The organism is Stenotrophomonas sp. STEN087 (genome assembly GCF_056759115.1).
In genome coordinates, this window is the sequence record NZ_JBRRCR010000002.1 from 1 (window position 1) to 14,028 (window position 14,028).

General features: G+C 68.0%; 9 protein-coding genes. 1 reads left to right on the plus strand and 8 read right to left on the minus strand.

The genetic code is table 11. The features are described from left to right. Positions 1-224 precede the first annotated feature (224 nt). Positions 225-1,646 carry a M28 family peptidase gene (locus ACVOK1_RS00735; RefSeq protein ID WP_481560745.1) on the plus strand — a complete coding sequence of 474 codons (1,422 nt, stop codon included), beginning with the start codon at positions 225-227 and terminating at the stop codon, positions 1,644-1,646. 117 nt (positions 1,647-1,763) lie between these two features. On the opposite strand, the gene ACVOK1_RS00740 is transcribed toward ACVOK1_RS00735, so the two are convergent. From ACVOK1_RS00740 to ACVOK1_RS00775, 8 genes are all read right to left on the minus strand, one after another. After that, positions 1,764-3,215: an alanine/glycine:cation symporter family protein gene (locus ACVOK1_RS00740; protein WP_481560746.1), complete on the minus strand. Its 1,452-nt coding sequence runs from the start codon at positions 3,213-3,215 to the stop codon at positions 1,764-1,766. A 14-nt stretch (positions 3,216-3,229) separates the two neighbouring features. Beyond that, positions 3,230-4,219, minus strand: coding sequence for a hypothetical protein (locus ACVOK1_RS00745; protein ID WP_481560747.1), 990 nt, complete (start codon positions 4,217-4,219; stop codon positions 3,230-3,232). A 236-nt stretch (positions 4,220-4,455) separates the two neighbouring features. Continuing rightward, on the minus strand, positions 4,456-5,295 hold the full coding sequence (locus tag ACVOK1_RS00750; RefSeq protein ID WP_406234932.1) for a TrmH family RNA methyltransferase: 840 nt from the start codon (positions 5,293-5,295) through the stop codon (positions 4,456-4,458). Next, positions 5,296-6,804, minus strand: a complete 1,509-nt coding sequence (locus tag ACVOK1_RS00755) for an alanine/glycine:cation symporter family protein (RefSeq protein ID WP_481560748.1) — start codon at positions 6,802-6,804, stop codon at positions 5,296-5,298. A 213-nt stretch (positions 6,805-7,017) separates the two neighbouring features. Further along, the gene (locus ACVOK1_RS00760) at positions 7,018-7,716 is read right to left on the minus strand and encodes a GNAT family N-acetyltransferase (protein WP_481560749.1); all 699 of its coding nucleotides are present in this window, start codon (positions 7,714-7,716) and stop codon (positions 7,018-7,020) included. Next, a complete protein-coding gene (locus ACVOK1_RS00765; RefSeq protein WP_481560750.1) occupies positions 7,709-10,834 on the minus strand; it encodes an efflux RND transporter permease subunit in 3,126 nt (1,041 codons plus the stop codon). The genes ACVOK1_RS00760 and ACVOK1_RS00765 overlap by 8 nt, the downstream gene beginning before the upstream one ends. Then, positions 10,831-11,949 carry an efflux RND transporter periplasmic adaptor subunit gene (locus ACVOK1_RS00770; protein ID WP_481560751.1) on the minus strand — a complete coding sequence of 373 codons (1,119 nt, stop codon included), beginning with the start codon at positions 11,947-11,949 and terminating at the stop codon, positions 10,831-10,833. The genes ACVOK1_RS00765 and ACVOK1_RS00770 overlap by 4 nt, the downstream gene beginning before the upstream one ends. 892 nt (positions 11,950-12,841) lie before the next feature. After that, positions 12,842-13,825, minus strand: a complete 984-nt coding sequence (locus tag ACVOK1_RS00775) for a LysR family transcriptional regulator (protein WP_108769818.1) — start codon at positions 13,823-13,825, stop codon at positions 12,842-12,844. Positions 13,826-14,028: the final 203 nt, after the last annotated feature.

Genomic DNA, 14,028 nt, shown 5'->3' on the forward strand with positions numbered 1-14,028 from the left:
TGTGTGCCTGGGGGGGTGCGTGGGGGGTCATCTTTTAACTGGGCCCCCCGGGCCCTGCCCGGGCCTCCCAGGGGTTTGGGGCCCCCCCCCGGGTCTGGCCCGGCCGCTACCGCTTTGCCGGTCATGGCCGGAAAACAGCGTTCGCCGCCACCGTGACCTCCCACCCATGCGCGGCACTGAACGGCTGTTAAGCTCCGAGGCTGATTCCCTTCCCGGAGCTGTCCATGCGTCGCCGCGTCCTTGCCATCGCATCCTCCCTCGCCCTGCTGGCCGCGCCGGCCTTTGCGGCGCCGCGCACCACCACCCTGCCCCCGGCCTCGCTGGCCACGGCCGCCCAGCTGCGCGACCAGGCGCTGGCCGATGACACCGGCTGGAAGGTGGTCGAATCGCTGACCACCGAGATCGGCCCGCGCATCGCTGGCGGCGAAGCCGATGCCCGCGCCGTGGCCTGGGCCGAAGCCAAGTTCAAGGCACTCGGTTTCGACAAGGTATGGAAGGAACCGGTGACCTTCCCCAAGTGGGAACGCCGCAGTGAACACGCCGCCGTGACCGGCAAGCACCAGCAGCCGCTGCAGATCACCGCGCTGGGTGGCAGCCCGGGCGGCAGCGTCGAAGCCGAAGTCGTTCGCTTTGCCGACCTCGCCGCGCTGAAGGCTGCGCCGGAAGGCTCGCTGAAGGGCAAGATCGCCTTCGTCGATTACCAGATGCTGCCGTTCCGCGATGGCCGTGATTACGGCCGTGGCGGCGCGATTCGCAGCAAGGGCCCGTCCGAGGCGATCCGCAAGGGTGCGGTCGGCTTCCTGATGCGCTCGGCCGGGACCGATTCGCACCGCGTGCCGCACACCGGCATCACCCGTTACGACGACGGCCTGACCCCGGTGCCGTCGGCTGCGCTGTCGGTGCCTGATGCCGACCAGCTGGCGCGCTTGGTGGCACGCGGCAGCACCACCGTGAAGGTGACCCTGGACTGCGGCTGGGATGGCACCGCCACTTCGTACAACGTCATCGGTGAAATCACCGGGCGCAGCCTGCCGAAGGAAGTAGTGGTGATCGGTGGTCACCTCGATTCCTGGGACCTGGGCACCGGCGCCATCGATGACGGCGCGGGCGTGGGCATCACCATGGCCGCCGGCCACCTCATCGGCCAGCTCAAGCAGGCGCCCAAGCGCACCATCCGCGTGGTCGCCTTTGCCAACGAAGAACAGGGCCTGTACGGCGGCAAGGCCTACGCCGAAGCCCATGCCAAGGACGTGGCGCGCCACCAGCTGGCCGCCGAGAGCGATTTCGGTGCCGGCCGCATCTACGCGTTCAACACCGGATCGCCGAACCCGGAAGGTTCGCGCGAAGCCACCGCGCAGATTGCTGAAGTGATGAAGCCGCTGGGCATCGAGTACATGGCCGACAAGGGCGGCCCGGGCCCGGACGTCGGCCCGCTGGCCGCCAAGGGCGGCGCGTGGGCATGGCTGGCGCAGGACGGCTCGGACTACTTCGACCTGCACCACACCGCTGACGACACCCTGGACAAGATCGACCCGAAGGCGCTTGCGCAGAACGTGGCCGCCTACACCGTGTTCGCCTACCTGGCGGCCGAGGCCGATGGCAGCTTCGGCAGTGAAGCCAAGGCGACCACGCCGCCGAACGAGTGATGCGGTGATGTGGTTGGGGTCAGAGCCCTCGCATGCGCGAGGGATCCGACCCCGGTCGCGGTGAAGTCACGGGGTCAGACCCCTCGCTTTGGGCGAGGGCTCTGACCCCGCTTTCGTTCAGCTCTCCCAGACCCGTGTGTTGCGCACGCCGATCGTCTGCGGATTGAACAGAGGATCACGCTGCCTGCGCTTCTGCTGCTCGTAATCACGCAGTGCCGCCAGAGCGGGCCGTTGCAGCAACAGGATGGCGATGATGTTCAACCAGCTCATCATGCCCACGCCGATATCGCCCAGTGCCCAGGCCACCGTTGCGGTGTTGACCGCCGAATAGCCGGTGGCGGCCAGGAACAGCAGCTGGAAACCGGTGACGGTCACGCGTCCGGGACGATCGCGGCACAGGTAGCTGACGTTGGTTTCGGCCATGTAATACAGCGCCAGGATCGTGGTGAACGCGAACGGCAGGATCGCCAGCGCGACGAACGACTTGCCGAAGCCCGGCAGCGCCGATTCCACCGCATGCTGCACGAAGCGAGGACCGGCCTCGACACCCGGCAGGTTGGCCAGCAGCAGGCGCGCCTCGTCGGGCACACCGTTCACGGCCGGGTCGTAGACGTTGTACAGCCCGGTCGACAGGATCAGGAACGCCGTTGCGCTGCACACCACCATGGTGTCGATGTAGACCGAGAACGACTGCACCAGGCCCTGCTTGACCGGGTGCGAGACTTCCGCCGCCGCAGCCGGATGCGCGCCACTGCCCATGCCCGCCTCGTTGGACAGCACGCCGCGACGCACGCCCCATTGGATGGCGGTACCGATCATCGCGCCGAACGCGGCGTCCACCCCGAACGCGCTGCGCAGCACCAGCGCGAAGACCTCGGGGACCTTGTCCGCGTTGATGACCATGACCACGGCCGCGACCAGCAGATAGGCCACGGCCATGATCGGCACCACCCACTCGGCCACCCGCGCGATGCGGCGCACACCGCCGTACAGCACGGCCGCCAGGATGGCCAGCAGCACCGCCGTAGTGCCCACCACCGGGATGCCCCAGGCCTCGTTAACCGCGCTGGTGATGGCGTTGGACTGCGTGCCCGCCAGCATCGCCCCGGCCAGCACGGTGACCAGCGCGAACAGCACCGCATACCAGCGCTGGCCCAACCCTTTTTCGATGTAGTACGCCGGGCCGCCACGGTACTGGCCGCTGGCATCGCGCTCCTTGTAGATCTGCGCCAGCGTCGATTCGATGAAGGCGCTGGAGGCACCGAGGAAGGCGACGATCCACATCCAGAAAATCGCGCCCGGACCACCGAATGCGATGGCCATGGCGACACCGGCGATGTTGCCGACGCCGACCCGGCTGGACAGGGACAACGACAACGCCTGGAATGGTGAGACGCCCGCGGCGGAGCGCTCGTGGCGGAACATCAGGCGCAGCATGTCCGGCAGCGCGCGCAGCTGGATGAAGCGTGTGCGCACGCTGAAATACAGGCCGGCCAGCAGGCAGAGCACGACCAGCCACGGGCTCCAGATGATGCCCAGCAGGACGTTGACGATCGATTCGATACTCATCATGTGCCAGCCCCTCAGAAGAACACGCCCAGGGCGACCTGGGGGCTGACGATGCGACCGGTGTTGCGGCCGGCCACGGTGAACTCGACGCCGGCGATCAGGCCCAGCGACGGGCTGAAGTGGTACTCGACCGCGGGCGCCAGGGTCAGCGAGCGGCTGGCCGGGCGCAGTTCATTGACATGACGTCCGTTGCCGTCGGCGGTGGGCACGAAGCCGATCAGGCGCTGGCCGGTTTCGCGGCTGGCGGCGACTTCCATCACTCCCACCCAACGGTCGTTGAAGCTGTACTCGCCGGCCACCGAAAACCCCAGCACCGAGCCTCGCGCGATGTGGCCCTGGAAGCCCGCTCCGGTGCCGTAGATGCTGGCGCCGGACAGTGCCGTACGCGCGGGCGCAGGCCCGGCCATCAGCTGCCCGCGCCAGCGCAGTGGTCGTCCGTTCGGCATCCACACCACCTGCTGCACGCCCAGCGCCAGGGTGGTGCGCTGCACGCCATTGCCCTGTGCATCCAGCGGATTGCCGCTGATGCGGTCGTGGCTGCCGGTGCTGAAGCGCTGCGTCAGCGCCAGCGACACCGCGGGCCGGGTGCCATCGGCATTCGGCGCCTGCAGCAGGTACTGCAGGCGGGCGGTGGTATCACCGGCACGGAAGCCGCCGCTTTGCCCGCTGCCGGATTCGGCGCGCGAGGCGCTGAGATTGATCTGGCCCATCAGCCGGTCGCTGAAGCCGTACATCACCGGCATGACCACGGCCCATGCACCACTGTCCTGCGCGCTTCGCTGGCGCTCGCCGTCGGCATCGTAGTGCGCGTTGCTGTCGACGCGGACCAGGTAGGGTTCGAGGAACCAGCGGCCCTGCGGCAGGCCGGCGGGATTGGGGGTGATCAACGGCCCCATGAAATTTATGTTTTCCAGGCTGTGCTCGTTGGCATCAGCACGGGCGCTGGCACTGGCTGCACAGGCCAGCAGCAGGGAGACGGACAGGGTGCGTTGCAGGTGGGACATGACAGCCACTCCGGTTACAACGAGGGATGGAGTTCCACCCTGCGTCGCCGGAAATGGCGGACCAATAAGGAAAGTTTCAAATGACCAGCAGGCGTTGCGGATTGCAAAGCATGCTTAGCAACTGCCTGGGGTCAGAGCCCTCGCGTGCGCGAGGGATCCGACCCCGGTCCCGCGGTTCAACCATCTGGGGTCGGATCCCTCGCCTGTGGCGAGGGCTCTGACCCCGATCCGGGCACTCAGCCGCGGCGGCTGGCCCACTGTGCCAGCAGCACCGCCGTCGCCGAGGCGACGTTGAGGCTTTCCACCGCGCCGCTGCCGGGGATGGAGACCTGCTGGTCGCACTGGCTGGCCAGCGCGCGGTCCATGCCCTCGCTCTCGGCACCCATCACGTACACCAGGCGCGCCGGCAGTTCGGCGCGGAACACGTCCTGGCCGCCCTCGACCAGGGTCGCGGCCAGGCCGAAGCCGGCAGCACGCAGCTGCGCCATGGCAGTCGCGTCATCGGGCAGCTGCACCAGCGGCAGGGCCTCGGCGCCACCTTCGGCCACGCGTGCGGCGGCACCGGACAGGGCCAGCGTGCTGCCGGCCGGCAGCAGCAGGGCCTTCGCGCCAAAGTGCGCAGCCGAACGCAGGATCGCGCCCAGGTTGTGCGGGTTGCCCACGCCATCCAGCCACAGCGCCAGCGCCGGGCCTTCGCCCACCTGCTGCAGCCACTGCGCCAGCGGCAGCACCGGCGCACGCAGCACGTCGGCCACCACGCCTTCGTGGTGGGTGGTGCCGGCCAGCTTGTTCAGGTCGCCGTCCTCCACCACGCGGTAGCCCACGCGGTTGGCGACACACCACTTCAGCAGCGGCTGCAGGCGCGGAATGCGCGCCTCCAGCAGGTACAGCTTGCGCAGCGCCTGCGGGCGCGCTTCGAAGGCGGCCAGCACGGCATTCAGGCCGAAAAGGCGCAGCTCATCGTTGCCGCCGCGGCCGCCACCGCCACCGCCGGTAGCCGGCACCTCCGCGCGCGGCAACGGCGTTGCGCGCGGCGGACGGGCGGACGGACGGCGGTTGTTCCAAGGGTTGTTCACTTACACACTCTCCTGCTTGCGCTGGCGCCAGAAGTCCGCGTTCTTGATGCCCAGGGCATCAGGGTCGAACGTCGGATCCAGGCCCAGCTTCTTCTGTCGTTCGTAGTCGCGCAGCGCCAACATGGCCGGCTTCTGGATGATGAGGATGGCGATGATGTTCAGCCAGGCCATCAGGCCCACGCCGATATCACCCAGCGCCCAGGCCAGGGTCGCATTATGGAATGCGCCGAACACGACCATGGCGATGATGCCCAGGCGCAGCACCAGCACGGTCAGCGGGCGCTTCCTGTTGTGGTTGACGTAGGTCAGGTTGGTTTCGGCCATGTAGTAATAGGCCATGATGGTGGTGAAGGCGAAGAAGAAGATGGCGATCGAGACGAACGCCGCCCCCCAACCCGGCAGCACCGCTTCCACGCCCGCCTGCGCATAGCCGGCGCCTTCCGGAATACCAGCCAGGCCCTGGAAGATCGGGGCGGCGCCTTCCACCGGCGAGTACACGTTGTAGGTGCCGCTGGCCAGGATCAGGAACGCAGTGGCAGTGCACACCATCATGGTGTCGAAGTAGATGGCGAACGCCTGGACGTAACCCTGCTTGGCCGGGTGCGAGACCTCCGACGCGGCAGCCGCGTGCGGGCCCGAGCCCTGGCCGGCTTCGTTGGCGTAGATGCCGCGCTTGATGCCCCACTCCACCGCCAGGCCCATCATCGCGCCGAACGCGGCATGGGTGCCGAACGCGCTGTCGAAGATGATGCCGAACATTTCCGGCACGCGGTCGTAGTTGATGATCATGATGACGATGGCCATCAGGATGAAGGCGGCCGCCATGAACGGCACCACCACTTCGGCGAAGTTGGCGATGCGCTTGACGCCACCGAAGATGACCACGCCCAGCAGCAGGGCCACGGCGATGCCGATGCCCAGCTTCAGCGCTTCGACCGAGCTCATGCCCAGCATCTGGCCGTCCAGCGGGCCGCACACGGCGGTGCCGCGGCAGGCGTTGATGACGCTGTCAGCGATGGCATTGGCCTGCACGCCCGGCATCAGGAAACCAGCGGCGATGATCGTGGCGATGGCGAACGCCAGCGCATACCACTTCAGGCCCATGGCCTTTTCGATGTAGTACGCCGGGCCACCGCGGTAGCGGCCATCGGCATCCTTGGTCTTGTAGATCTGCGCCAGGGTGCATTCCACATACGAAGTGGACGCACCAAAGAAGCCCATCACCCACATCCAGAAGATGGCGCCGGGGCCGCCAAAGGCGATGGCAGTGGCCACGCCAGCGATGTTGCCGATGCCCATGCGGCCGGCCATCGACATGGCCAGGGCCTGGAAGGAAGACACGCCGGCGTCGGACTTCTCGCCCTTGACGGTGAGGCGGCACATCTCGAAGAAGCCGCGGAGCTGCATGAAGCGGGTACGCAGGCTGAAGAACAGGCCGGCGCCCAGGCACACGGCGATGAGTGCCTTGCTCCAGATGATGCTGTTGATGAAATGTACGGTAGCTTCCACGCGCGCTCTCTCCAGTCGGCGGGTTGTGAGGACGTCCCGTCGGCTGGAAGGGACGGGACCGATTCTCCCTGATCGAAGGTCGCTGCGGTAGCGCCAGAACAAACGGGGTCGGATCCCTTGCGCCCCGCGCAAGGGCCCTGACCCCGGCTATCCAGTTCGGCAATTTGGGGGTCAGAGCCCTTTTCTCGCGAAAAGGGATCTGACCCCTGCGGCTCAGGGCAGCTGGGTGCGTACCCGGGCGAAGCGGCGCAGGTCGTGCAGAACGCCGCGCTTGTAGACGGCGCAGCGGGCAGTGCCCTCTTCGGCGAAGCCGTTGGCCAGCAGCACGCGGGCCGAGCCTTCGTTGAAGTCCAGCACCTCGGCCTGCAGCCTGAACAGGCGCAGCTCGTCCATCACCCAGGGGGCGAACAGGGCCACGACGCGGGTCATCACGCCCTGCCCCCACTGCGCCTGGCCCAGCCAGTAGCCCAGTTCGGCGGTATGCCCGCGCTCGGCCGTGCCTGGCTGCGCGCCGATGCTGCCGCAGGCGTGACCGTCAATCTCGATGGCCAGGTTGAGGGTGCCGGGAGCGAGTACGCGGCCGGCCAGGAAGGCCTCGCCGTCCTCGCGGGTGTACGGGTACGGGAAGCGGTCACGCAGGCCGCGCGAGACAGCGGGGTCGTTGGCGTGGTGCAGCAGCGATGCGAGGTCGCCGGCGTGCCAGGGGCGCAGGGTGAAACCTTCGCCCTGCAGGCTTGGGGTCAGAGCCCTTTCCCTGTGGGAAAGGGATCCGACCCCTTCGGCGGGCTGGCTTGGGGTCAGAGCCCTTTCCCTGTGGGAAAGGGATCCGACCCCTTCGGCGGGCTGGTCTGGGGTCAGAGCCCTTTCCCCTTGGGAAAGGGATCCGACCCCACTGGCGCGCCGGTCAGGCATGGCCGCCGACCGAAGGCGATTCGGCTTCCTGCTTCTCCAGTTCGCGCTTCACTGCTTCCGGCGAACGGGTGTACGGAGCCAGGCGTGCGTAGAACGCCGGCACCACGAACAGCGACAGGAACGTGGACAGGGTGACGCCGAAGATGATCACGATGCCGATGGTGCCGCGGCTGGCCGAACCCGGGCCGCCGGCCACCACCAGCGGGATGGCGCCGACCACGGTGGCGATCGAGGTCATCAGGATCGGGCGCAGGCGGACCACGGCCGATTCGATGATGGCCGCACGCACGGTGCGGCCGTCATCGCGCAGCTGGTTGGCGAACTCGACGATCAGGATGCCGTTCTTGGCCGCCAGACCGACCAGCATCACGATGCCGATCTGACTGAACAGGTTCACCGTGCCGCCGCTCACCCACAGGCCGACCAGCGCGCCGAGCACGCCCAGCGGCACGGTCAGCATGATGGTGAGCGGATGGATGAAGCTTTCAAACTGCGCGGCCAGCACCAGGTACACCACCAGCAGGGCCATGGCGAAGGTCAGCAGCACCGCGCCGCCCGCGCTCTGGAATTCGCGCGACTCGCCCTTCCAGTTGATCTGCGCGTACTGCGGCAGCTCCTCGCGGGTGACCTGCTGCGCCCAGGCGATGGCCTCGCCCAGCGGATAGCCGGGGGCCAGGCCGGCGCTGATGGTGATCGAGCGCAGGCGGTTGAAGCGGTTCAGGGTGCCGGCCTCGGCCACTTCGCTGAGGGTGACCAGGTTGGACAGCGGCACCAGTTCGCCGGAGTTGGCGCGCACGCGGATCGCGGCCAGGTCGGCGGGGCTGGCGCGGCCATCGCGGCCGGCCTGCACCAGCACGTCGTACTCCTCGCCGTTGTCGACGAAGGTGGTGACGCGACGCGAGCCCATCATGGTTTCCAGCGCAGAGCCAATCGCGGTGACCGGCACGCCGAGGTCGGCCGCACGCTGGCGGTCGATGTTCACCCGCATCTGCGGACGGGTTTCCTTGTAATCGGAATCGGGGCTGACCAGGCCCGGATTGTCGGCCATGCGCATCAGGATGCGGTCACGCCACTGCGCGATCTCGGCATATTCGGGGCCACCCAGCACGATCTGGAACGGCTGGCCGCCGCTGCGCACCAGGCCGCCACCAACCTGGGTCCGCACGCGCACGCCACGCAGGGTGTCCAGTTCCTTCTGCAGCTCGTTGGCCACGTCCACGGTGTTTTCGGTGCGCTGGCGCCACGGCTGCAGGAACACGCTGACGCGGCCGGTGTGCATTTCCTCGCTGGATCCCCACCCGCCCGGCACACGGGGGTTGGCCCGCACGATCGGCTTGTCGGCACCCACATGCGGCGCCAGCAATGCTTCGACCTGCTGCACCTGCTGCACGGTGTAGTCGTAGCCGGCACCTTCCGGGCCGTCGATCATGATCTGGAACGAACCGCGGTCTTCGGCCGGGGCCAGCTCGGACGGAAGGATCTTCAGCAGGCCCCAGCTGGCGGCCAGCGCCAGCGCCATCACCACCAGGTAGATCCACAGGCGGTCGACGTGATGGTCGAGCACGCGGCCGTAGCCGGACGCCAGGCGTTCCAGGTTGCGGTTGATGACACCGTAGAGGCCGCGCGGCGCGTGGCCGGTATGCGGCTTGAGCAGCTTGGAGGCCATCATCGGGGTCAGCGTCAGCGCGACGAACGCCGACAGCGCCACCGCTGCAGCCAGCGCCACGGCCAGTTCGCGGAACAGGCGGCCGGTGTTGCCTTCCAGGAAACCGACCGGCAGGAACACGGCCACCAGCACCGCGGTGGTGGCGATGACCGCGAAGGCGACCTGGGTGGTGCCGCGCTTGGAGGCGACCAGCGGCGGTTCGCCGAGGTCGATGCGGCGCTGCACGTTTTCCACGACCACGATCGCGTCGTCCACCACCAGGCCGATACACAGCACCAGCGCCAGCAGGGTCAGCAGGTTGATCGAGAAACCAAAGGCGTACAGCGCGATGAAGGCCGCGACCAGGCAGACCGGCACGGTCACCGCGGGAATCAGTGCGGCGCGGAAGCTGCCCAGGAACAGCCAGATGACCGCCAGCACCAGCAGCATCGCTTCGACCAGGGTCGCGTAGACGCGGTCAACGGCCGCTTCGATGAAGGTGGTGTTGTCGAAGGTGACCACGATCTGCGTGCCTTCGGGCAGCGTCGCGGCGATCTTTTCTGCTTCAGCGCGCGCGGCGCGGGCCACGTCCAGCGAGTTCGCGGTCGAGGTCTTGACGATGCCCAGGCCGACGCCGGGTTCACCGTTGCTGCGGAAATACGCCCGGCGTTCGGCCGAGGCCAGCTCGATCTTGGCCACGTCGCCCATGCGCACCACGTAGCCATCGCTGCCCTTGCCGAGCGGGATGGTGGCGAAATCCTCGGGCTTCACGTAGTTGCGCTCGACGCGCAGGGTGAAGTCGCGGTCGGTCGATTCGATGCGGCCGGCCGGCAGTTCCACGTTCTCGTTGCGCAGCGCGGTTTCCACGTCGCCGGTGGTCAGGCCGCGCGCGGCCAGCTGGTCGCGGTCCAGCCAGATGCGCATCGCATAGCGCTGGCGGCCACCGATGCGGACCTGGGCCACGCCGTCCAGGCTGGAGAAGCGGTCGACCACGTAGCGGTCGGCGTAGTCGCTCAGTTCCAGCGTGTCCATCGTTGTGGAGGACATGTTGAACCAGATGATCGGATCGGCATCGCTCTCGACCTTGGCGATTTCCGGCGGACGCGCCTCCTCGGGCATGCGGTCGGCCACGCGGCTGACCGCATCACGCACGTCGTTGGCGGCCGCTTCGATATCGCGGTTGGAGGTGAATTCGATGCTGACCTGCGAGCGGCCGTTGCTGCTGCGCGCGTTGATCGTGTCGATGCCTTCGATGCCGGCCAGCGCATCTTCCAGCACCTGGGTGACGCGGCTTTCGATGACCGCCGCCGAAGCACCGGTGTAGTCCACCGACACCGAGACGATGGGCGGATCGATGGCCGGCAGCTCACGCAGGGTCAGGCGGGTGAAGGACATGATGCCCAGCACCACCAGCAGCAGGCTCATCACCACGGCGAACACCGGCCGCTGGATGGAAATGTCCGACAGTTTCATCCGCCGTTGCCCTCGGCCGGTGCTGCGGCCGGTGCGGCAGCCGGCGACTTGACCGGTGCGGTGCCGCTGGCCGGCGCGGCGTCGGTGGCTGCGACCTTCAGGCCGGCGCGCAGCTTGCCCGTGCCGTCGACGACGATGCGCTCGCCGCCCTGCAGGCCCTGGCGGATCTCGACCACGCCGGCACGACGCGCGCCGGTGGTCACATCAACGCGTTCGACGGTGTCGTCGGCCTTGATGCGGTAGATGAACGTATCGCGGCCGACCTGCACCACAGCGATTTCCGGCACCACCAGCGCCGGGCGCTCGGGGCGGAACAGGCGCACGTCCAGCAGCATGCCCGGGCGCAGCGCGTGGTCGGCGTTGGCGAAGTCGGCGCGCACGGTCACCGCACGCGTGGCCGGATCGACGCGTGCATCGATGGTGGTCACTTCGCCTTCGAAGGTGCGGCCCGGCCAGGCGACGCTGGTCGCGCTGACCTTGTCGCCGTTGGAGAGCGCGGCCATTTCCACTTCCGGCACCTGGAAATCGACGTGCATGCGCTCGATGTCATCGAGGGTGGCGATGACCGTGGTCGGGGTCAGCAGCGTGCCCGGGCTGACCTGGCGGATGCCGAGCACGCCGGCGAACGGTGCACGCACGCGACGGTCACCGATGTCCGCCTGCATCTGCGCCACGCGCGCTTCGGCGGCGTCGCGGATCGACTTCTGGGTATCGAGGGTGGCGCTGGAGACCAGGCGCTGGGTGGCCAGCTCGCGCTGCCGCTTGTACAGCTGGTCGGCTTCGTGGAAGGTCGCCTGCGCCTGCACCAGCGCCGCCTCCTGGGCCTGCCCGCGCAGGGTCACGATGGGCGCACCGGCGGCGACCTGCTGGCCGCTTTCGAAGTGCACGCGGTCGACGATCTCGCTGACCTTGGCGGTGACGCTGATGGATTCACGGGCCTTGGCCGTGCCCAGCGCCTGCAGGGTGTCGTTCCACTGCGAGGGCTGCACGACCTGGGCGGTGACCGGCACCGCTTCGCCCTGCCGACGCGCGGCGGCCTCCTGTTTGCCTGCGCACCCGGCCAGGACGGCCAGGCTGAGGCCAAGGGCCAGGGTCGAAGCAATACGAGCCAACATGAAAGGTCCTGGTTGTTGCATGGCCGCCGAGTGTAGGCAAGCGCCTGCGAAAGCGGTATGTGCCAAGCGTTTACCGGCGTGGAACCGGCGCTGCGGTGGCGCCGTGAACCCGTTCCATGCAAGGCTCGGGGGCGCAATGTCGGCGTATGTCGGGATGTATCCGGCCGCACTTTGTCGTGCGTTGTCATCGTACAGTCGAGGCTGCTTGGCAGAGGGCGCCAGGCGGGGGTCGGCCCTGGCGGGGTCCGGCCCTGTTTTTTTTGTCCTGGCAGGGCTTGCAGCCCTGCACCTGCTTCGAGCCAAGGCAACGTCAACTTCAAAAGCCGGCATTCCGTGGGATGGCGGGGTGGGTCCGGTTGAGGGGACGCTGCAAGTACGTCCATGTAAGCTCGGTCGCCGCATCCATGCGGCTCACGCCCCCCTTAACCGGACCCACCCCGCCTTCGACAGTTGGCCGCGATCTGTCGGTACGGCACGGGGTCGGATCCCGTTGCTGCGCAACGGGCTCTGACCCCAGAAGAATTTCGATATCTGATGGAAAAATCGTGTCGACCAAGGTCGACACCTACCACCAGCCTGTCGCAGTAGAGCCACGCCATGCGTGGATGAATTCATTCGATATCCAACAGTTGTGCCGACCAACGGTCGGCACCCACCACCGGCAGTTCCCAACAGCCGCGTGAACCTGTCGAAGGCGGGGCACTGTGGGTTTGCGGGGTGTGAGCCGCATGGATGCGGCGACCAAGCCCCCATGGATGGGTTTACGGCGTCCCCGCACACCCACAGTGCCCCGCCATCCCACGGAATGCCCGCTGTTGCTCTTGAGGTTGCCGGCCAGCGGCCGGCACTACCGGCAGGTGCAGGGCTGCAAGCCCTGCCGAAAACCCACCCCTCAGACCGTGATGGTCTGGGTCAGCGACTCCCACGTCGGCGGCACCGGCCACGCAGCTGCCTGGTTGCCATCCAGCACCCGCCGCAGGTCGCGCGGATCAATCTGCGGTGCCAGCACATGCACCAGCTCCAGCGCGTAATCGCGCAGCACCCGGTCGCGCGGCAGCACCGCCCACGCAATGCACTCGGTGATCGGCTCCGGCGCCGGCCACGCGCGCAGGTCTTCGTCGTTGGCACTCACGGCCATCTCGGCCAGCAGGCCGACGCCGAGGCCGGTGCGCACATAGGTCTTGATCAGGTCCGCATCCAGCGCCGTCAGCGCCAGGTCCGGCACCAGCCCGTTGGCCGCAAACGCGCGCTGCAGCGAGGAATTGGGGCGGGTGGAGGATTCGTAGCTGATCAGCGGCTGGCGGGACAGCGCGGCCAGGTCCGGCGCGCGGCCGGCACGGTCCAGCGGGTGGCCCTTGGGCACCACCACCAGCCGGCGCCAGCGGAACAGCGGCACGGCGATGCCATCGGTCGGCTCGCCACCGGCCGTGCTGATGATCGCGATATCGGCATCACCCTGGTTCAGGCGGTCCAGCGCATCAGCCTCACCGGCCTGCTGCAGGTGCACGCTCACCTGCGGGTAGGCCTGCTTGATCGCCGCCACCGCCGGCGGCAGCACGAAGCGCGCCTGGGTGTGGGTGGTGGTCAGGATCAGCTGGCCCTGGCTTTCGCGCCGCTGGTTGGCGGCATAGGTGCGGATGTTGTTGGCCTCGGCCAGCACCGCACGGGCGCGGGAGATCACTTCGGTACCGGCCGGGGTGACCGATTCCAGGCTGCGCCCCTTGCGCACGAACAGCAGGAAGCCCAGCTCATCCTCCAGCTGCTTGAGCTGCTTGGACAAGCCAGGCTGGGTGGCGTGCACGCGCGAGGCCGCGAGCGTGATGTTCATCTCGGCGTCGGCGATGGCGACCAGGTAGCGGAGCTGGGTAAGCGTCATGGCGGGCGGGGGCGCGGGGGGCGGAGGTCCACTCTAGGGTCTATTGCCATCACCAGCTTATAACCAAACGTTGTTTAAGAAAGGTATCTGGTCATTTCCGGGCGTCATAAGCCGGCGCTACGGTCAGCCGGCAGCCGCTGGCCTGAACGGCCAGCCTCCCCCTTCCGCCCGCCGGCCCCCGGCGCGGCCCGCTTCCGGAGCGC

Coding starts and splice junctions, on each gene's coding strand:
- ACVOK1_RS00775 (WP_108769818.1), bottom strand. CDS start 13,825: ATGACGCTTACCCAGCTCCGCTACCTGGTCGCCATCGCCGACGCCGAG.
- ACVOK1_RS00770 (WP_481560751.1), bottom strand. CDS start 11,949: ATGTTGGCTCGTATTGCTTCGACCCTGGCCCTTGGCCTCAGCCTGGCC.
- ACVOK1_RS00740 (WP_481560746.1), bottom strand. CDS start 3,215: ATGAGTATCGAATCGATCGTCAACGTCCTGCTGGGCATCATCTGGAGC.
- ACVOK1_RS00760 (WP_481560749.1), bottom strand. CDS start 7,716: ATGCCTGACCGGCGCGCCAGTGGGGTCGGATCCCTTTCCCAAGGGGAA.
- ACVOK1_RS00735 (WP_481560745.1), top strand. CDS start 225: ATGCGTCGCCGCGTCCTTGCCATCGCATCCTCCCTCGCCCTGCTGGCC.
- ACVOK1_RS00745 (WP_481560747.1), bottom strand. CDS start 4,219: ATGTCCCACCTGCAACGCACCCTGTCCGTCTCCCTGCTGCTGGCCTGT.
- ACVOK1_RS00765 (WP_481560750.1), bottom strand. CDS start 10,834: ATGAAACTGTCGGACATTTCCATCCAGCGGCCGGTGTTCGCCGTGGTG.